We start from the raw sequence: 20,814 nt of genomic DNA, 5'->3' as shown, positions 1-20,814 counted from the left end.
AACAACAAGTGCCCGGACCGCCGGGCGCGGGATGGGTGTGCGTATGGCCTTGTTGATGATGATTCTCCGCAAGATGGCCAAGAACAAATGGCTGCAGCTGAACCTGTGGTTCGGTCTTACGGTGTGCGTCGCGCTGTTCAGCTCCATGCCGCTGTACTCCCACGCCATTCTGCAAAGAACGCTGTACAAAGAACTTCAGCTCTTGCAGAGCAGGGAATCCGTCTATCCCGGCTTCATCCGGATCAGTACGACCGTCGCTTCGGCGAAGGCGGACGAAGAGACGGCGAAACGCATCGCCCAGGCCGACCGCTTCGTCCGATCGATTCCGGAACGGACGGGACTTGAGGCGCTGTCCTTCTACCAGCAGAGGTTCACGCAGAGGCTGAAGGTTTACGGGGCGGACGCGTCGGAACAGGAGATCCGGGCGCAGAACACGGCCGGCGGCTTCAAGGCGCTGTCGGACATGGAGAAGCGCGTGCGGCTGATCGACGGACGGATGCCGGCGGACCGTACGGACGGCGTCTTCGAAGCGCTGGTGACGCAGAAGTTCCTGCTTGCGGTGAAGCGCGATCTCGGGGAAGAGCTGATCGCGCAATCGATGCAGGACGAACGGATCCGCTTCCGCGTCATCCCGGTCGGCATCATGGAGACGGCGCCGGAAGCCGATCCTTATCTGCCGTATTTGACCGACGAGATTTCCGACGGCTTTCTGATTCCGTTTGAACAGTTCGAACGCGAGTTCACGAAGGGCGGCAAGCTGGCCATTTCCGCGCTCGAATGGCGCTACGCCCTGGATATCGAACAGCTCTCCGTCGACAAGATCGATGCGTTCGTTGCGGCCGACCGGGACATCCGCCGCTACTTCAAAGGCAGGTTCGGCGTGGCCGAGGTCAACATCCCGGCGACCGCGACGGCAGCAGCCTATCAAGGCAAGCAGTCGAAGCTGGACATCATGATGCTGGCGCTTTACGCGCCCGTCATGATCATGCTCGTGTTCTATCTGTATATGGTTGCCGATCTCATCATCGAGCGGCAGAAGACGGAAATCGCCGTGCTGCGCAGCCGCGGGGCCAGCCGGCTGCAGATCACGGGCATCTATGCGTTCGAAAGCCTCCTGCTCGGACTCGGCGCGCTGGCTGCTGGACCGCCCCTCGGCGTCCTGTTCACGAAAATACTCGGAGCGACGAACGTCTTTCTGTCCTTCGTGCAGCGCTCCGCGCTGGAGGTTGCGCTGGACGTCGGCACGTACAAGGTTGCGGCGCTCGCAACGGGCGGAGCGGTTCTGCTGATTCTCATTCCCGCATTGCTGGCGACAAGAGTCAGCATCGTGGGCCGCAAGCAGGAAATGGCCCGGATGACGAAGATGCCTTTCTGGCACAAGACCGGTCTTGATTTCATGCTCGTCGGCGCAGCCGTCTACCTGCTGTACAACTTCACCCGGCGGCAGGAAGATGTGAAGCGGCTGGCGCTCGATGCGGCTGATCTGCAGATCGATCCGCTTCTGTTCCTGATGCCGGCGGTGTTCGCATTGGGCGCCGGGCTGCTCGTGCTGCGGATCTACCCGTGGGTCATCCGCCTCGTCTACATGGCAGGCCGCAGATGGTGGCCGCCGGCGCTCTACTACTCGCTCGTCCAGATCAGCCGCTCATCCGGACAGTACCTGACGATCAAAATGTTTCTGGTCATGAGTGTGGCGACCGGCCTGTTCAGCGCCAATGCGGCCCGGACGATCAATGACAACATGGAAAGCAAAATCCGCTATGCCATCGGGGCTGACATGGTCCTCATGACGCGCTGGGAGAACGACGCGCCGGCGTTTTCCGGTCAGATGGTTCCTCAGCAGGGACAGTCCGGGGCCGGACTTGCCGGTCCGAGACGCATCCAATATGCCGAGCCGCCTTTTGAACCGTTCAGGGAACTGGAGGGCGTGGAGTCGGTCGCGAAGGTGTTCCGGAAAGAGGGCGCCATGTTTGTCAGCAAGGGCGGCGAGACCGGAAAGATTACGCTGCTCGGCATCGACACGAAGGCATTCGGCGAGACCGCCTGGATGAAGGACGGGCTGCTCGATCACCCCATCAACCGTTATCTGAATCTGATCGCGCCCAATCCGCGGGCGGTGCTGATTTCCCGGTCGATCGCCGACGCGGCCGGACTCAAGCCGGGCGATCCGATCCGCATCTATTGGGAAGGCGTCAGCCAGGTCCAGTTCACCGTCTACGGCATCATCGATTACTGGCCGACCTGGAACCCGCTGCCGCAGCGCGAAGGCACCGGAGACGAGCGGCTCGCCAAACCGCAGCTGATCGTGGGCCATCTCGGCACCATCCAGAAGCGGCTGGCGCTCGAACCGTACGAAGTGTGGCTGAAGCTTGCGGACGGCGTTTCCAGCCAGCAGATCTATGACCAGTTGATGCAGAAATCGATCAAGATCGTCAGCCTCCGCGATGCGAAGCAGGAGCTGATCCTTTCCCGGAACGAGCCGTTCCGGCTGGCGATCAACGGCGTCATGACGCTGGGCTTCGTCATTTCCATGCTGATCAGCTTCTTCGGCTTTCTGATCTTCTGGATGCTGACGTTGTCCGGAAGGACGCTCCAGTATGGGGTGCTGAGGGCCATGGGTATTCCGTATCCGCAGATGATCGGCATGCTCGTCAGCGAGCAGGCGCTCACCTCCGCCGCGGCCGTCGTCATCGGCGTCTGGATCGGCAATCTGACCAGCGATCTGTTCGTTCCGCTGTTCGAGATGTCCTTCGCCGCCGCGGAGCAGGTGCCGCCGTTCGAAATCGTTCGGCAGTTGAGCGATTACGTGCAGCTTTACGCCATCGTCGGATTTACGCTGGCCGTCGGCCTGCTCATCCTCGCGGTTCGCTTGACGCGAATCCGCATTGCGCAGGCGCTGAAGCTGGGAGAGGAGTAAAACATGATGGATTTCGGGGGAACGCAGATCTTGAAGGTTGGTCTCATTGTGGTGTTGATCGCCATTGCGGGCATTGCGGCCTGGCTGGTGCTGAGCGGCAAGGACGGCAGTCAGGATGCAAACGAGGTGAACGAGGCGGCGGCGGTCATGGAAGATCCGGATACAAGCGATTCCGGGATAACGGACGATTCGGCCGAGTCAGCCGGCGACGGAGCGGCCGGCGGGGAAACCGATCCGTCACCGGCGGAGCCCGAACCCGCCGCAGCGGCGCCAGCGCCTTCCGTGGAACCGGACATTCCGTCGCTGGCCGAGGCGTATGCCGGTCTGTTCCCGATCGGCGCGGCCATTGAGCCGGCCCATACATCGGGACTCCGGGCAGAGCTGCTCAAGAAGCATGTGAACATGATCGTTGCGGAGAATGCGATGAAACCGGCTTCGCTCCAGCCGGCCGAAGGGCGGTTCAACTGGGAGCCGGCGGACCGGATTGTCGAATTTGCCAAAGCGAACGGCATGGAGCTTCGTTTCCACACGCTGGTCTGGCATAATCAGGTTGGGGACTGGTTCTTCCTGGATCCCGAAGGCAAACCGATGGTCGACGAGACCGACCCGGAGAAACGCGAAGCGAACAAGAAGCTGCTGCTGGAACGTCTGGAGCGGCATGTCCGCACGGTCGTGGAGCGGTATAAAGACGATATCCGGTCGTGGGATGTGGTGAACGAGGTCGTCGAACCCGGCGATCCGGACGGCATGCGGGCAAGCCCGTGGTACCGGATCGCGGGCATCGATTACATCGAGACGGCTTTTCGCGCCGCGCGCGAAGCGGGCGGACCGGACATCAAGCTGTACATCAACGACTACGGTACGGACAGTCCCGCCAAGCGCGACCGGATCTATGAGCTGGTGAAGGAACTGCTGGACAAGGGCGTGCCGATCGACGGCGTCGGACATCAGACGCATATCAGCATCCACGGGCCTTCCGTCAGCCAGATCATCGAATCGATGAAGAAATTCAGCGAACTCGGCCTGGATAACCTGGTCACCGAGCTGGACATGAGCCTCTATGCCTGGAACGACCGGCGAGCTTACGGAAGCGATATTCCGGAGGACATTCTCCGGAAGCAGGCCGACCGGTACCGCGAGCTGTTCGAAGCGTTCAGGGAGAACAAGGACATTATCGGCGGCGTCGTGTTCTGGGGAATTGCGGACGATCATACGTGGCTGAACAACTTCCCCGTGCAGAACCGCACGGATGCGCCGCTGCTGTTCGACCGGCAGCTGCATGCGAAACCGGCGTTCTGGGCGGTCATCGATTCCGCCGGGCAGGAGCCGCAAGACGCATGATGCCGGCAAGCAGCCACACGCCAATCGGAAGGAGCGATCACAGTGGGCGGCACGCTTATCACCAATCCGGTCATCTGGGCCGATGTTCCCGATCCGAGCGTCATTCGGGTCGGATCCGTTTTCTATATGGTCAGCACGAGCATGCATTCGATGCCGGGATGCCCGATCATGAAGTCCGTGAACCTGAAGAACTGGGAAATCGTGAACTATGTGTTCGAGACGCTCGAGGATCATGACGCCCACAAGTTGTCGGACGGCAAGGGGATCTACGGCAAAGGTTCATGGGCCCCCAATCTTCGCTGTCATGACGGCACGTTCTACGTGTGCTTCTCGAGTCTGGACATGAAGCGGTTCTATATCTACCGGACGAAGGACATCGAGAACGGGCCGTGGGAACGTTCCGTCATCGACGGCGTCTATCATGATCCGAGCCTGCTGTTCGACGAAGGCCGCGTCTATGTCATCCACGGCAACGGCGACATCCGGATTACGGAGCTGACGGAAGACTTGACGGCCGTCAAGCCGGGCGGCATCAACGGACTGCTGCTCGTCGGGGAACGGGAAGGCATCGGGCTGAGGTGCGAAGGCTGCCATGCCTATCGGTTGAACGGCTACTATTATTTGTTCTTCATCGAATGGCCGAAGGTCGGCAACAAGCGCCGCAGACAGATCTGTTACCGGTCGCGCAACCTGCTCGGGCCCTTCGAGAGGCGGGTGGTGCTCGATGACGACATGGGCTACCGCAACCACGGCGTTGCGCAGGGCGGCATTGTCGATACGCCCGCGGGCGAATGGGCGGCTGTGCTGTTCCAGGACCACGATGCCGTCGGCCGGGTGCCCTGCGTCGTTCCGGTTCGATGGGAAGACGGCTGGCCCGTGTTCGGTACGGATGGCAAGGTGCCGCAATCTTTTGAGCTGCAGCTGCCGGACGCGGCGGCGGGGCCGCTCGTCATCAGCGATGAGTTCGACTACAGCGAAAACCGGCTGGCGCTGAACTGGCAATGGAATCACAATCCGGATAACAGCCTGTGGTCCGTGACGGAGCGGCCGGGCTGGCTCAGGCTGGCAACCGGAAGTCCGGCACGCAGCGTGGAATATGCCCGCAATACGCTGACGCAGCGGACGGAAGGCCCGGCGTGCAGCGGCATGACGTTGATGGAGTTTGCACATATGAAACCGGGAGACCGCGCCGGCCTGGTCGCCTTGCAGCATTTCTACGGCACCGTCGGCATTCACGTTGCGGAAGACGGTGCGCGTTATGTTGCCATGTGCGTCAGAGGGGAAGACGGCGGGGAAGAGGTGGTCGAGAAAATCCGGTACGACGGCGACAGCATTCATTTGAAAATCGACTTCGACTTCCGTGACAGCGCGGATCTTGCCCGTTTCTTCTACTCTGCGGACGGCGGCGAGTGGCATGCCGTCGGCCGTCCGCTGCAATTGAAATATACATTGGATCACTTCATGGGCTGCAGGTTCGGATTGTTCCATTACGCCACCCGGGAAACCGGCGGCTATGTCGACTTCGATTATTTCCGTTACGAGAAGCGAGGCTGACGTTCCGGCGATGAGCATTCATGAATGGAGGGCCTTTCATGTATGAATTGAGAGGAAAAAACGTCATCATTCGCGACCACGAATTGCGGCGCCGGGAACAAGCCAACCGGGCGTACTTGATGAAGCTGAACAGCGACAGCCTGCTGTTCAATTATCGGTTGGAGGCCGGCCGGTATTCGGGCAGAGAGATTCCGCCGTGGGCGCACGGAGGCTGGGAGTCGCCGGTCTGTCAGCTTCGGGGCCATTTCCTGGGACATTGGCTGTCGGCGGCGGCGATTCATTATCATGCGACCGGAGATGCGGAACTGAAAGCCAAGGCGGATGGCATCATCGATGAACTGGCCGAATGCCAGAAGGACAACGGCGGACAATGGGCGGGTCCGATTCCCGAGAAATATTTGCACTGGATCGCTGCCGGTAAAGCGATCTGGGCGCCGCAGTACAATCTTCACAAGCTCTTCATGGGCCTGGTGGATTCGTTTCAGTACGCGGGGAATCAGAAGGCGCTGGACATCGCGGACCGTTTCGCGGACTGGTTCGTGGAATGGAGCGGCCGGTTTACCCGCGACCAATTCGATGACATTCTGGATGTCGAGACGGGCGGCATGCTGGAGGTATGGGCCGATCTCCTGCACATTACCGGCAACGGGAAGTACAAGACGCTGCTTGAACGCTATTACCGCGGCAGGCTTTTTCAGCCCTTGCTGGAAGGAAAAGATCCGCTCACGAACATGCATGCCAACACGACGATCCCGGAAGTGCTCGGTTGTGCCAGAGCGTATGAAGTAACCGGCGACAGCCGTTGGATGGACGTTGTCAAAGCTTACTGGAATTGTGCGGTGACGGAAAGAGGTTTCCTTGCCACGGGCGGCCAGACTTCCGGGGAAGTCTGGATGCCGAAGATGAAGATGAAAGCCCGCCTCGGGGACAAGAATCAGGAGCATTGCACGGTGTACAACATGATGCGGTTGGCGGAATTTCTGTTCAGGCATACCGGTGACCCCGGCTATGCGCAATACAGGGAATACAATCTTTATAACGGGGTAATGGCGCAGACCTATTACCGGGAGTATGCATTGAATGGCAATCCGCACGACCATCCCGGCACCGGGCTGCTCACGTACTTTCTTCCGATGAAGGCCGGATTGCGCAAGGACTGGAGCACGGAAACGAGCAGTTTCTTCTGCTGCCACGGAACCATGGTTCAGGCGAATGCCGCCTGGAACAGGGGCATTTATTATCAAGACCGGGACGACATTTACATTTGCCAATATTTCAATTCCGAGATGACAACGGAAATCAACGGAGGGGAACTCCGGATCATTCAGACCCAGGATCCTATGAACGGAAACAGCATGACTTCTTCCAACACTGCGGGTTATCAGTCGATCAACGAAGTTGCGGCAATTCATGAAAACCTGCCGCCATACCGAAAGTACGATTTCGTGATCCGCACATCCGTGCAGCAGCCGTTCGCAATCCATTTTCGAATTCCGGAATGGATCATGTCGGACGCTGTCCTGTATGTGAACGATGAGTTTCACGGAAAAACGTCGGACAGCACCCGATTCTACCCGATTCGGCGGGTCTGGCGGGACGGCGACAAGATCAGCGTGTTGCTGCCGATCGGCATTCGTTTCGTTCCGCTCCCCGATGACGAAAATACGGGCGCTTTTCGTTACGGCCCCGAAGTGTTGGCGGGCATATGCGACGCGGAACGGATCCTCTACGTGGAGAGTGAGGACATCGCTTCCGAAATTGTAATGGAGAATGAACGCGAGTGGGGGAGCTGGCGGTATTTCTTCAAGACGGCCAATCAGGATCCCGCCATTTCATTCAAGCGAATCCGGGATATTGGCTATGAACCTTATCAGATTTATTTTAGTATAAAAAGAAGAACGTAACCCAGCCCGGGCGACTCATGGTTTCAGGAGCCGGAATCCGCAATCCCGACGATTTCGGCTCCTTTTTTTCGTTCATACGCTATAATTTCGTAAAAAACGGGTAAGAAAATCAAGATATGGACGTTGCCTGATCTGCGGAATGCCGAAATAATAAAAAATACACGCAATTTTGCTTCGAAAACGAATGGGAAAAGAGGTTGCCCGAATTGCGGATGCCGTTCAAGCGAATGGTCGGACTGGCAACGGCTGCAGCGAGCTTTGTCCTGCTTCTGACGGCATGCCGGGGTGACGGAGACGTCAGGGAAGCGCCTCCGCCTTCCGGGATCGAAGAGACGGCCTATGCGCATCCCGGACTGAGCCGCTACGATCCTCCGGTGGAACTGTCATTCGTGCGGGAAACCGGCGACAATCTGTACGGATTGCTTGACCATCTTCCGGGCGAGACGCTGGAGGACAACCGGTGGACCCGGCTGTATGAACGGGTGCTGGGCGTCCGGATCACGTACGAATGGACGGCCAAGGGCGATCTCTACCGTCAGAAACTGGGGGCTGCGCTTGCTTCGGGAGACATTCCCGACGTCGTCAAGGTCGATGCCCAGCAGCTTCGGCAGCTCAGCGAAGCCGGTCTGATCCAGGAACTGACCGACGTGTATGAGCAATACGCCACGCCGTTCACGAAGGAGATTCTCGGTCAGGAAGGGCCGGGCCCTTTCGAAGCGGCAACGATCGACGGCAAATTGATGGGAATTCCGGAAACGCTCTCGTCCATTGAAGGCGCCGAATTTCTGTGGATACGAACCGACTGGCTCAAGCGGCTCGGTTTGAAACCTCCGCGGACGATGGAGGATTTGTTGACCATTTCGAAAGCGTTTACAGAAAACGATCCCGACGGAAACGGCGAGCACGACACGTACGGCTTGGCCGTCACCCAGTATTTATGGGACCCCGTCAAGGGGTTGACGGGGTTCATGGCCGGTTTCCACGCCTATCCGAACCTGTGGATCGAGGACGATGCGGGCAGGCTTGTGTACGGCGCGGTGCAGCCGGAAGTGAAGACGGCCTTGCAAGTGCTCCAGGAGATGTACCGGGATGGTCAGATCGACAGCGAATTCGTATTCAAGGACGGCATCAAAGTCAGGGATCAGATTGCCGCCGGGAAGATCGGCATGACGTACGGCCAGCAATGGGCTTCGTTCGATGTGCAGGCGAGCTACACCAACGACCCGGAAGCGGAATGGGGGGCGTTCCCGATTGTGGCGGTCGCCGGAACGGAAGTGAAAGTCCCGCTTCGATTCCCGACTTATCAGTTCCTGGCCGTCCGGAAAGGGTATGAACATCCCGAGGCGGTCGTGAAGCTGTTCAACCTGCATCTGGAAAAGAACTGGGGGGAGACCGCCGAATACGAAACCTACTACAGCACACCCTACCCCGCATGGCAGCTCTCACCGGTTACGCCGTTCCCGGCGCATAAAAACCTGGAAGCCTATCGTCAACTGGAAGAAGCGCGGCGCACGGGCGACAAGTCCGTGCTCAAGGACGAAGCCCGATCGATTTACAGGAAAATCGAGGCCTATCTGCAACAAAACGATGAGACGGGCTGGGGCTGGGAGAAGACGTACGGCCCGGACGGGGCGTTCGCGATCCTTGACCAGTACGAGAAGAACGGCCAACTGCTGTACGAACGGTTTTACGGCGCCCCGACGGAGACGATGATCGAGCGTCTGAGCATTCTGGAAAATTTGAAAAACGATACGTTCATCAGCATCATTCTCGGCAGTCCGATCGACGAATTCGACCGCTTCGTGGAGGAATGGCACCGCCTGGGCGGAAGGGAGATCACCGAGGAAGTGAACCGGTGGCATGCTGCGAGAAGATGACAGACCCGGACAAGTCGCGGAGCCCGGGGCGCAGCGGATGTCCGGCTGCGGAAGAACGGCGGCATCGGGGGATTGGACTTGATCAGAATACCGGCAAATTTGCGGTGCAACACCATTTTCGTCAGACTGGTGATCATGCACCTCGTCGTGGTCTTGCCCATCATTCTGCTCGGCATTTATTTGTACAACTGGAGCTACAAGAACGCCGGCGAGGAGATCTCGAGAAACACGCTGGCGCAGCTCGCTTCCTATCTGCAGGATTTGAACCGTGAGATCGAATGGCTGGAAATCCAGCAGTACGATCTGCTGCAGGAAGGACAGCTCCACAAGATTTCCATGATATGGGACAAGATGGACAATAACGAGCGCAGGGAAAGCATCAACTACATGCTCCATCGGCTGACTTCCATCAAGGGCAGCAGCGCGTACATCAAGGACATTTATGTGCACATCCGTTCCATCGGCAAAACGATTTCGGCCGAAAACGGCGTCTACGACTTTGACCGTGAACGATACGATGACATGCGATCCGCATTGAACGCCGGCGAAAGCCGGTTGATCAAACGGAACGGCGCCCTTCATCTGGGCGTTTACCGGGCCGGAGGCATGACGGGAGAGAAGCCCGCCGTGCTGATCGAGATTGAACTTGATGCCGACAAACTGCGGGAATCGCTGCGGCAGATCAACGTCTATCCCGAGAGCGGCTCGTTCCTGCTCGATGAGGAAGCGGGGTTCATGCTGGCCAGCGACGATCGGACGGACCACATTATGCAGCATTATCTGGCGGCCGCGGAAGGCGCGACCGGAAACTCGCTGCAGCTCGAAATGGAAGGCCGGAAATATCACGTCGACAAAGCGCATACCGGTGAGCTGAGGTTGTCCGTCGTGGCGCTCCTGCCCGAAGAAGCGGTCAAGCGGCCGCTCAGCAAGTTCACCATGTGGGCGTGGCTGTTCGCGCTCGCGTCGTCCATCGCCATCATCGTCTATTCCGTCTCCACGTACCGGGTCGTCCACCGGCCGCTGCTCCTGCTCGTGCAAAGTTTCCGGAAAGTCGAGGGAGGCGATCTGGACATCCGGATTCATCACCTGCGCAATGACGAATTCGGCTATTTGTACAATCGGTTCAACCAGATGCTCATCAAGCTGCAGACGCTCATCGACCAGGACTTCAAACAGAAGCTGATGATGCAGAAGGCGGAGCTGAAACAGCTGCAATCGCAGATCAACCCCCATTTTCTGTACAACAGTTTCTTCATTCTGAATTCACTGGCCAGGACCGGGGATACCGAGCGGATCGAGCTGTTCACGAACATGCTTGGCGAATACTTCCGGTTCATCACCCGCGACGGCGCCGACAACGTGTGCTTGTCGGAAGAAATCCGGCACGCGAGAATGTACACCGATATTCAGAAACTGCGGTTCTCGCGCCGCATCAACGTGCAGTTCGACGATCTGCCGAAGGAAATGGAGCACATCCGGGTTCCGCGGCTGATCGTCCAACCGATCATTGAGAACGCGTACGAACACAGCCTCGAGAAGAAGCCGGACGAAGGCTTCCTCCGCATCACCTTCGAAATGGATTCCGGCCATGCGCAGATTATCGTCGAGGACAACGGGAACGGCATCAGCGACGCCGGCATTGAAGACCTGAAGAACCGGCTCGCGAGCATGGACGATTCCCAGGAAATGACGGGCATGATGAACATCCATCGGCGCATTGTGCTGACGTACGGTGAAGGCAGCGGATTGTTCCCGTCCAGAAGTGAACTGAACGGCCTGAAAGTGGCGATTCGAATCCGGTTCGGGGAGGAGAACAGACATGTACAGACTGCTGGTCGTGGATGATGAGGAGATCATTACGGACGGACTGTACGAAGTGTTCAGCCGGTTCATGCCGGAGCATCTCGATGTCTGCAAAGCCTATTCCGGACAAGAGGCGCTGGAATGGATGGCGAGAACAAGAATCGACATTGTCATGGCCGATATCGCCATGCCCGGGTTGAGCGGCCTGGACCTGGCCCGGGAGATTCAGCTTTATTGGCCGAGATGCCATGTGATTTTCCTGACGGGACACAGTGAATTCGATTATGCCTATCGGGCATTTCAATTGAAGAATGTCCGCTATTTACTGAAAACGGAAGGGTATGCGAAGCTGCAGGAATTGGTGCGGGAGATTGTCCAAGAGATTCACCGCAGCCAGATCGAAAGCCGGATGCTGGAACAGTCCCGCGAAAAAGCGCTCGCATTCGAAATCATGGCGCAAGGGGACTATATGCGGTACTTGCTTCAGGACAGCGAGAAGCATTGCGCGGACACGGAAGTGCTGGTCCGGGAGTTCCGCAAGTTGAACATCGACCTGGACCCGGAGCATCCGGTCGTGCTCGTCCTCGGCCGGCTGTCGTTCCCCGAAGGGAAGACGTACACCGAGAGGAGCGCGATTCTCGCTTCGGCCCGATCGATCTGGGATTCGTATCTGGCGGAACAGACGCGAAGCGTCGACATCACGGACCGGCACGGCGACATTCTGTGGTTTCTCCAGCCGTCCCGGGATGCGGGGGAGAAATTCTACGGCCATCTGATCCGCTATCTGGAAGGAACGTTGGAGCTTGTCCAGGAATCCTGCCTCTCATCCCTCGGGCTCAAGATCGGTTTTGCGATCAGCGGCAGCTGCTGCGAATGGAAAGCGATCACCCGGCAATACGAGAGGCTGCGGGAGCTGCAGCAGCTCATGTTCGGCGACGGCACCTTCATGATCCTTCGGGATTGCGCCGATCCGGCCGCCGCATGCTCCGGCAGGGAAGCGGTCCTTCCCGTGCGCAAGGCGGAAATGCTGGCAGCCCATCTTGAAGCCGGGCGGGCGGAGTCGTTCTTCGAAGATCTGGAGGAGCTGTCGAACGAGGCGCTGCAGTCGGAAGCCGGCGTGCAGCGGGCGATCCAGGCGTATTATTCGGTGGCGGTCGTGCTGTACGGCTGCATCAACCGGTTCGGGCTGCACGGCCAAATCGGGGATTACCGGAAGCTGCTGCGCCTGGACGATCATGCGTCCATGAAAGAGGGATTTCAGTACTTGAAGCAAATTTCGCACGCGATCTTCCGGTACAAGCAGCTCGATGAGCGGAACCGGGCCGCCCAGGTGATCGACCGCATCTGCCGATATATCGAGGATCATCTGGACGAGGACATCTCCCTGGTCCGGCTGGCGGAGATCCATTATTTCAACCCGTCGTATTTGTCCCGTTTCTTCAAACAGGAGCGCGGCATCAATTTGTCCGAATATATCGATCAATGCCGGGTTCGGAGAGCCAAGGAGCTGCTTCGGGACGGCGATCTGAAAATACGGGACGTGGCCGCATCGGTCGGCTACGAAGCGGCGCATTCCTTCACCCGGTTCTTCAAGAAGGTGACCGGCATGACACCGCAGGAATACCGGGATACGCTGTCGGCCAGTTGAGAAGGCCTGTAAAACCCAGCCTTCGACGGGTGATGATGAATCGATCATCCGGTTGTTCCTCCCGCTTGCCGGCGATACACTGGTAAGCGACCACGGGGGAGGATGATGCATGCGAAAGAAATCGTTCTTCTTGTGGCCCACTGCAGTTCTCGTGCTGACGGCCCTCTTTTTTTTGCTTCTGTCGCTTGATTCTGACTCCCGGCATGTTGACGGCCCGGTCGAGATGGCCTCCAATCCGGTGATCTACGCCGATTTCCCCGATCCGGACGTCATCCGCGTCGGGGACACCTATTACATGGTCACCACCAGCATGCACATGCTGCCCGGATCGCCGATCATGCGGTCGACCGATCTGGTGAATTGGGAGATCGTCGGCTATCCGTATGAAAGCATCGAAGACAATGACGCCTACAAGCTGAAGGGCGGTTTGAACGCCTACGGGAAGGGCACCTGGGCGAACAGTCTGAAATATCACAAAGGCAAATTCTACGTGCTGACGGCGTCGCTGGATACGGGCAAGACGTATCTCTTCAGCACGGACGATCCGGCCGGAACCTGGGAGCGGACGGAATTCGGGGGCTATATGCACGACCCGGCCCTGTTCTTCGATGATGACGATAAAGCGTATATCATCTACGGTGCCGAAAATATTTCGATCAAGGAGTTGACCCCGGACTACAAGGCGATCCGGCCCTCGGGGCTGAACAAGGTCATTCTGTCTTCGGGAAAACCGGGGATGGAAGGCGCGCATGCTTACAAGATCAACGGCAAGTATTACCTGACCTTCATCTGGTGGGAACAGGGGAAGATTCGCAGGCAGTATGTTTACCGGTCCGATCGGCTTGACGGCCCCTATGAAGGGAAGCTCGTGCTGAGCGATACGATGGGGTACAAGCAAAGCGGCGTTGCCCAGGGCGGGCTGGTGGATACGCCCGACGGAAGATGGTACGCCATGCTGTTCCAGGATCGGGATGCCGTGGGGCGCGTCCCCGTATTGGTCCCGGTCCGTTGGGAAGACGGCTGGCCCGTTTACGGCGATGAGGAAGGGAGAGTTCCGCTTGAATTCGAAAAGCCGGGCCGAGGCCGTCCGGCAGAGCCGCTCACCAGGAGCGACGAATTTGACCAGGAGTCAGATGCGGAGGACCGCCCGAACGGGTCGAAACTCGGGCTGCACTGGCAATGGAATCATCTGCCCGACCATACGATGTGGTCGCTGACCGAGCGCAGAGGATTTCTGCGGCTGAGGACAGGGCATGTTGCCGATGATCTGCTGCAGGCGCGGAATACGCTGACGCAAAGAAGTTACGGTCCCCGAAGCTCGGGCTGGATCGCGATGGACACCGGCGGCATGCTGGACGGCGACTATGCGGGACTGGCCGCCTTCCAGCAGGAATACGGATTCATCGGCGTCACCCGGGATGAAGGCCGGCGCTACATTGTCATGGTCGAGAAGGGCGTCGAGAAAGCGCGGACCGAACTGGAGCAGGAACAGGTCTATCTGAAGATCGATTTCGACTTCGTGACGGACAGGGCGAAATTTTACTACAGCCTGAACGGCGCCGATTGGACCGAGTTCGGAAGCGAACTTAAGATGCGGTACACGATTCCGCATTTCATGGGGTATCGGTTTGCCCTGTTCAATTTCGCCACCCGGACTGCGGGAGGATACGTGGACATTGATTATTTCCGGTTCAGCAGCGACGCGGAAGGTACGACGACACCGGCCGTGCCGGCGGCCTATCTGAAAGAGGATGCCATCGAGCTGAGCGGCGGCAAGGACGCGGTCTATGACGTGCGGCTGGTGATGGACGAGGTTCCGGCAGGGGCGGATGTTCTGCAGATTCGCGCGACGGTCCGGATTCCGGAATTGTTCGAGGTCGTGCAAGTCGTGCCGAACCGAAGCAATTTGACGGCCGGGGAGGTCGCCTGGCAATCGACGGAAGACGGACTGCAGGTTCTGGTCGAAAACTCCGACGGCTCGGCCGTTTCGTTCATGAACCGGGATGCCGGCAAGACATTGCTGACCATTCAATTGAGGTTGAGAAAGGAGTTGACGACCCGGGTGAATGAGGAAATCAACGTAAGCCGCCTGGAGGTTGTCCGCGCCGATCAGCGGACGGAGCCGTACGATGTCAGCGGCGCCGCGGCCAAGGCAAGCTTCACGCCGCCGGCCGAAGCGGTCGGCAAAGTTCCGCCGAACGGCAACCCGCTCGTCGCTCACAAGTTCGGCGCCGACCCGTACGCACTGGTGTACCGGGATCGCGTCTATCTGTATATGACGGGCGATGTGCTGGAATACGATGCGGACGGGAACGTGAAGGAGAACAGTTACGGCTCCATCAACAAGCTGTCGGTCATCTCATCCGACGATCTGGTGAACTGGACCGATCACGGCTATATTCACGCGGCCGGCCCGAACGGCGCGGCGAAGTGGGCGACGCAGTCGTGGGCGCCTGCCATTGCGCATAAAGTGGTGGACGGCGAAGACAAATTCTTCCTCTACTTTGCCAACAACGCCAGCGGAATCGGCGTGTTGACCGCGGACAGTCCGACCGGACCTTGGCGGGACCCGATCGGAAAGCCGCTCATTACCAGGGCGACGCCCGGCGTCCGGGATGTTACCTGGCTCTTCGATCCCGCCGTGCTGATCGATGACGACGGCAAAGCCTATATTTACTTCGGCGGAGGCATCCCGGAAGGGAAGGAAGCGATGCCGAACACCGCGCGCGTCATGCAGCTCGGCGACGACATGATCAGCGTGGTCGGGGAAGCGGTCACCATACCCGCGCCCTACATGTTCGAAGACTCCGGCATCAACAAGATCGGAGGGAAGTATTACTACACGTATTGCTCGAACTTCGCCGGCGGCGTCCGCCCTCCCGGCAGCCCGCCGCCAGGGGAGATCGCCTACATGGTCAGCGATCATCCGATGGGCCCCTGGGAATACAAGGGGACGATTCTGAAAAATCCCGGGCATTTCTTCGGCGTCGGCGGCAACAACCACCATGTCCTGTTCCAGTTTCACGGGGATTGGTACATCGCCTATCATGCCCAGACATTGGCCAAGGCGATGGGGGTTGCGATGGGCTATCGCTCGACCCATCTGAACCGGGTGTTCCTGGACGATGACGGGGCCATACGGGAGATCATCGCCGATCTGAAAGGGGTGGAGCCGGTCCGGCATCTTGACCCGTTCGTCCGCGTGGAAGCGGAGACGATGGCATGGAGCGCGGGCATCGCGGTGGAGCCCGCGGATTTGGAGGATGCTTCCGGATCGTCCTCCCCGAACATGGCGGTCACCGACATCCACAACGGAGACTGGACGGCGGTCGCCAATGTGGATTTCGGCAGCGGGGCTTCCGCTTTCGCGGCAACGGTATCGAGCGGAAGCGGCGGCGGTACGATCGAAGTGCGTCTGGACCGTCCGGACGGCAAGTTGATCGGGACGCTTGAAGTGCCCGCGGGAAGCGGCGAAGATCAATGGATCGAAGTGACGACGGACATTGCGGGCGCAGAAGGCGTGCACGATGTATATTTCGTCTTCAGAGGAAAGCCGGATGATCGGATGCTGTTCAAGTTCGACAGTTGGCGGTTCAGCCCGTAAGGCATCCGTTCGCGCATCGGCATCATCGCCATCGGGATCAGCCCCCGGTGCCGTCATAAACGACCGGCAAGATGTACCATAATAAGAATCGGGCAGCCAGGCCTTCCGCCGGCTGCCGATCATCTTCGTGGGGGTTGAACGAATGGTGAAACGAAAGGTTTGGCTCGCTGCCGTCTTGCTTGCCGCGCTTGGACTCGGCGTGTCGGCATGCGGCGGCGGCAATGACGGCGCGGACACGCGGGAGCCGGACAATACGGCGCCGGCGGACAGTACGGCAGCGCAGGCGGAAGCGGTCTACAAAGCCAATTGCGTGTCCTGTCACGGCGCCGACCTCGGAGGAGGCTTCGGACCCGAACTGAAGAACGTCGACCAGCGTTTGAGCGCGGATGAACTGTTCACGGTCATCAAGGAGGGTCGCGGACAGATGCCCGCGTTCGGCGGCAGTCTGTCCGACGAGGAAATCCAGGCCCTCGTGGAATGGATAAACGCGCAATAGAGCAGGTTCACCGATTCAGGGGCCGGATTCGCATCCGCCCCTTGACTTTTCCCTCGGGGAAACGTGTATCGTGGGGTCAGGGAGGCGATGGAACGATGCGAATCAAGGACGTGATGCGGCTCACGGGCCTGACGCGCAAAGCCATCTACTATTACGAAGAAGCCGGACTGATCGCGCCGGCCGTCGATCCGGACAACCAGTACCGGACGTACAGCCGGGAAGATGTCGAACGGCTGCGGTACATCCGGCTGCTCCGGAGCCTCGGCATGCCGATCCCGGACATCCGGGACCTGATCCGGCATCCGGACCGGGCGGCCGGGCTTCTGCGCAAGCGGCTGGCGGAGACCGAAACGGAGGCGGCCGAGCTCAATCAGCGCCGCAGCGCGCTGCTCGTTCTGATCGAGGCGGCCGAGCAGTCCCCGGATGACGGGGGCAAGTCGCGTCTGGACGAGGCGGGCCGGTTCGTCGCCGCGGCGGAAGAGGAGCGGAAACGCCGGGGCGACTACATGCGGCGCAAGCTGCTGGAGCTGTTCCCCGGCGCGATGGGCAAGTTCATGGCGCTGCATTTCGGCGCGTTCCTGGACGGGCCGCTTGAGGGAGCCGACAAGGAGGCGGCCTGGGATCGGCTGGTCGACTATGTTGACAGCATGGAGTCGTTCGAAATCCCGGAGCCGATGGCCGGGCAGATCAATCAACTCGACGACAGCGAATTCGAAGAGATCGCGGCCGCCTACCGGGAGATGCAGCAGCGCTACATTGCGCCGACGGAGGCGGAGTACGAAAAGCTGAAGGAGGAGCTTAAGCAGCAAGCGGAATTTTTCCGTTCGTGGCCCGACGGCCGGATGCAGGCGGAGAACGCCCGGCAGCTCAAGGAAAGTCTGGATCGCGCGGGGTTTTTCACGGTTTTCATCGGGCAGATGCGCGTGCTGAGCCCCGAATACACGAGCTATCTGGAGACGCTGGACCGGCTGCAGCGCGATACGGGCATCCGGTACGAGGACCACGGCGCTTTGGTATTCTGACTCAAAATCGCAATTTGCAAGAAACCGGTGTCCGCGCATTTTGCTAGAAACAGGATGGCCATCATCACGACGAACACGAAGGATTGCACCATCGGCTTCATGGAGGCCGAAGAGGTCGTGCCGATCACGACGTCGACCGTATTCGAGGTCGAGAATGTGGAACAGGCGGTCAGGACGCTTTCGGCCCGGGGCGTAACCTTTACGGGCGAGATCCAGACGATTCCCGATTTCGTGAAGCTGGCGGCGTTCAAGGATCCGGACGGCCACTGCTTCGAACTGGCGCAGACGCTGGTCGCATCCTGAAGCAATCTGCGGAAAAAGAGACCGGCCGTCACGTCCGCCGTCAGCGGTCCGGAGCCGGAAGGCGCCGGGAAACCGCCCAGCCGGCGAGCATCAGGGCCGTGAGCAGGACGAACGCCGCGTAATCCCGGCCGGTCGTCTGGAGCGTCCACAGGACCGCGAGCGGGCCGAGCGTCGCGCCGATGAACAGGATGAACGTATAAAGCGTTACGGCGATGGCCCGGGCTTCTCCGCCGAGCGTGCCGATGATGGCGATGAGCGCAGGGATGGCGATCGCGATGCCCGCCGCCAGCATGAGGCTCATCGGGATGACGATCGGCAGGGTGAAGGCGGGCAGCATCAAGCCGCCGGCGATGGACGCCAGCCCGATGACCGCCATCGCGAGTCCTGCCTGCAGCACTTTGCGCAGGCCGAATCTGGCAGCCAGCCGGCCCGCGAGCGGAGACAGGAGCACCCCCGGCAAGCCCGCTGCCCGGACGAGCAGCATCTGATCGGACCCGAGCGCGAAGGGCTGCCGGGTCAGCACCGCTTCAAGCCCCGTATACATCCCCACGAAGGCCAGCAGGAAGGTCGCCGCGATCAGGTAGCACGCCTGGAGCTTTTTTTGTTTCAGCAGGGAGCCGAATTGGCGGAGAAGATCCGGCAACCGTTCGTTCCTGCGCGGTCTCGTACCCCCGGGAAGCCACCCTCCGAGCCAAACCGCCGACAACAGATAAATTCCGCCGAGCCAATAAAAGACGTATGTCCATCCCCAGGATTCGCCCACGGAGCTGCCGTAGATCTGCCCCGCCACCCCGGCCGACATGAAACCGGTGGTGATCAGCCCGACGACGGTGACGCTTCTGCCGGGGGGATACATCTCCGCCGCATACGCCAGCGCGGAAGGCGCGAAGCTCGCCGCCGCGAGCCCTTGAACCGCCCGGAGCGCGATCAGCGCGGGCAGGGTGCCGGCCAGTCCGATCAGCGGGGAAATGACGGCGAGGGCGAGCAGGCCGAATACGATGACCGGCTTGCGTCCCGCACGATCGGACAGCGTGCCCCAGAGCAGCAGGCCGACGGCGTAGGCCAGCGAGAACGCGCTTCCCGTCCACGCTGCCGCTTGCAGGGGCGCATCGAATTGCCGGGCGAAAAGCGGCGTAAGGGGGATGGTGATGTACAGGCTCGACACCACGGCGAGGGCGCACCAGACGAGGATGCTCGTCGACATCCGGTACGTCCTGCCCGCCGCCGGCGCTTCGGCCTTCTCCGGTCCGGCGGCCGCCGCATGCCCTCCGTCAGCAGTATGCCCGCCGTGCGTCAAGAACCCGCCGCCGGCCGAATGCTTGTCGTTCGATGCCTGCCCGCTCCCTGCCGAACGCCCGCCTCCCTTCGATGCTTCGCTTGCTTCCATGGCATCACCTCGCAAGGCTTTGTTCGAATCCGGTCCTCCAGCTTCCGTATTTGGGCGTCCAACCGTACTCCCGGCGCGCCTTCGCGTTCGATGCGCCGCGCTCCCATCCGCCGCGGCCGGGCTTCAGCTCCGGCGCGGGAGCGCCGAGCAGGGCGGCGTAATGCGGCAGCCATTCCGTGCCGGCGGCCGGTTCATCGTCGACGATGTTCACGATGCCGTCGGGCCAATCGAGGGCCAGCACCGCCGCCTGCGCCGCGTCCTCCACATGGAGGAACGAGGTGACGCCGTCCGTGGCCGGCATCTCGCGCCGGCGCACCCGGTCCGCGATCAGCCCGTCCGGAGCGTACCAGGTGTCCGGGCCGTACAGCATGCCGTATCGCAGGATCACAGAAGACGGCATCTCTTGGACGGCTTGCTCCAGCGCGGCGACGCCTTCGATCGTCGTGCTGCGGGGCGGCGCCGCGCGGAGGTCCAGCCCGTCCGTCTCCGAAGCGGGCGATTCGCCCGGCTCGTACGCCCAGGCGATGCTCTGCGCGGTCATGCGCTTCGCTCCGGCGGCGAGGGCGGCGTCGACCAGATGCCGCGTTCCCGTCTTGCGAATGTTCGCGTTGTCTTCGAGGTTCCATTCCTTCAGCGCCGTGAGCTGATGGATGACGACATCCGGCCGGGCCGCTTCCAGCGCGCGCATCACGCTATCGCGATCGAAAATATCCGCCACGACCGCGCGCGCTCCGGCGGCTTCGATGTGCGGCATGTTCTCCGCGCGGTGCGTCAGGCCGGTCACGTCGTGTCCGGCCGCGGCCAATTTCGGCAGCAGCCGCCGTCCGATCACGCCGCTCGCGCCCGCCACAAAGATACGCATGACATCAACCTCCTCAGACAAATATGCGCGGAAATTCTTTTGAACTCAACTTTCGCAGTATGAAATGGGCAAACAAGCCTTGATGTAGCTGGGCAA

Annotated in this window: 13 protein-coding genes; 11 read left to right on the top strand and 2 right to left on the bottom strand. The window is 60.1% G+C overall.

The features are described 5' to 3' along the window. The first annotated feature begins 43 nt into the window (after positions 1-43). The 11 genes from KJQ12_RS14535 (at position 44) to KJQ12_RS14485 (ending at position 18,469) form a co-directional block, all read left to right on the top strand. On the top strand, positions 44-2,917 hold the full coding sequence (locus tag KJQ12_RS14535) for an ABC transporter permease (RefSeq protein ID WP_213485405.1): 2,874 nt from the start codon (positions 44-46) through the stop codon (positions 2,915-2,917). A 3-nt stretch (positions 2,918-2,920) separates the two neighbouring features. Continuing rightward, on the top strand, positions 2,921-4,258 hold the full coding sequence (locus KJQ12_RS14530; protein ID WP_213485404.1) for an endo-1,4-beta-xylanase: 1,338 nt from the start codon (positions 2,921-2,923) through the stop codon (positions 4,256-4,258). 42 nt (positions 4,259-4,300) lie between these two features. Continuing rightward, positions 4,301-5,812, top strand: coding sequence for a glycoside hydrolase family 43 protein (locus tag KJQ12_RS14525; protein WP_213485401.1), 1,512 nt, complete (start codon positions 4,301-4,303; stop codon positions 5,810-5,812). Between the two features lie 38 nt (positions 5,813-5,850). Further along, on the top strand, positions 5,851-7,716 hold the full coding sequence (locus tag KJQ12_RS14520) for a beta-L-arabinofuranosidase domain-containing protein (RefSeq protein ID WP_213485399.1): 1,866 nt from the start codon (positions 5,851-5,853) through the stop codon (positions 7,714-7,716). Positions 7,717-7,943: 227 nt separating this feature from the next. Next, a complete protein-coding gene (locus KJQ12_RS14515) occupies positions 7,944-9,593 on the top strand; it encodes an extracellular solute-binding protein (protein WP_244860627.1) in 1,650 nt (549 codons plus the stop codon). A 78-nt stretch (positions 9,594-9,671) separates the two neighbouring features. Next, complete coding sequence (locus KJQ12_RS14510; RefSeq protein WP_213485398.1) at positions 9,672-11,438, top strand: sensor histidine kinase; 1,767 nt, start codon at positions 9,672-9,674, stop codon at positions 11,436-11,438. After that, a complete protein-coding gene (locus KJQ12_RS14505; RefSeq protein WP_213485396.1) occupies positions 11,413-13,044 on the top strand; it encodes a helix-turn-helix domain-containing protein in 1,632 nt (543 codons plus the stop codon). Before KJQ12_RS14510 ends, KJQ12_RS14505 begins: the two co-directional genes overlap by 26 nt. A 109-nt stretch (positions 13,045-13,153) precedes the next feature. Continuing rightward, positions 13,154-16,648 (top strand): family 43 glycosylhydrolase, encoded by a 3,495-nt coding sequence (locus KJQ12_RS14500; RefSeq protein WP_213485394.1) that lies wholly within the window; start codon positions 13,154-13,156, stop codon positions 16,646-16,648. A 142-nt stretch (positions 16,649-16,790) separates the two neighbouring features. After that, a complete protein-coding gene (locus tag KJQ12_RS14495; RefSeq protein ID WP_213485392.1) occupies positions 16,791-17,144 on the top strand; it encodes a c-type cytochrome in 354 nt (117 codons plus the stop codon). 95 nt (positions 17,145-17,239) lie between these two features. Continuing rightward, complete coding sequence (locus KJQ12_RS14490) at positions 17,240-18,166, top strand: MerR family transcriptional regulator (RefSeq protein ID WP_015255669.1); 927 nt, start codon at positions 17,240-17,242, stop codon at positions 18,164-18,166. A gap of 54 nt (positions 18,167-18,220) precedes the next feature. Then, positions 18,221-18,469: a VOC family protein gene (locus KJQ12_RS14485; RefSeq protein WP_015255668.1), complete on the top strand. Its 249-nt coding sequence runs from the start codon at positions 18,221-18,223 to the stop codon at positions 18,467-18,469. 40 nt (positions 18,470-18,509) lie between these two features. On the opposite strand, the gene KJQ12_RS14480 is transcribed toward KJQ12_RS14485, so the two are convergent. Continuing rightward, entirely contained in the window at positions 18,510-19,856 is a 1,347-nt protein-coding gene (locus KJQ12_RS14480; protein WP_213485390.1) for an MFS transporter, read from the bottom strand. Between the two features lie 4 nt (positions 19,857-19,860). Next, positions 19,861-20,718 carry an NAD-dependent epimerase/dehydratase family protein gene (locus KJQ12_RS14475; RefSeq protein ID WP_213485388.1) on the bottom strand — a complete coding sequence of 286 codons (858 nt, stop codon included), beginning with the start codon at positions 20,716-20,718 and terminating at the stop codon, positions 19,861-19,863. Positions 20,719-20,814: the final 96 nt, after the last annotated feature.

It is taken from the genome of Thermobacillus xylanilyticus, from assembly GCF_907165215.1.
Taxonomy (GTDB): Bacteria; Bacillota; Bacilli; order Paenibacillales; family Paenibacillaceae; genus Thermobacillus; species Thermobacillus xylanilyticus.
This window is presented reverse-complemented; position numbering and strand designations above follow the sequence as displayed.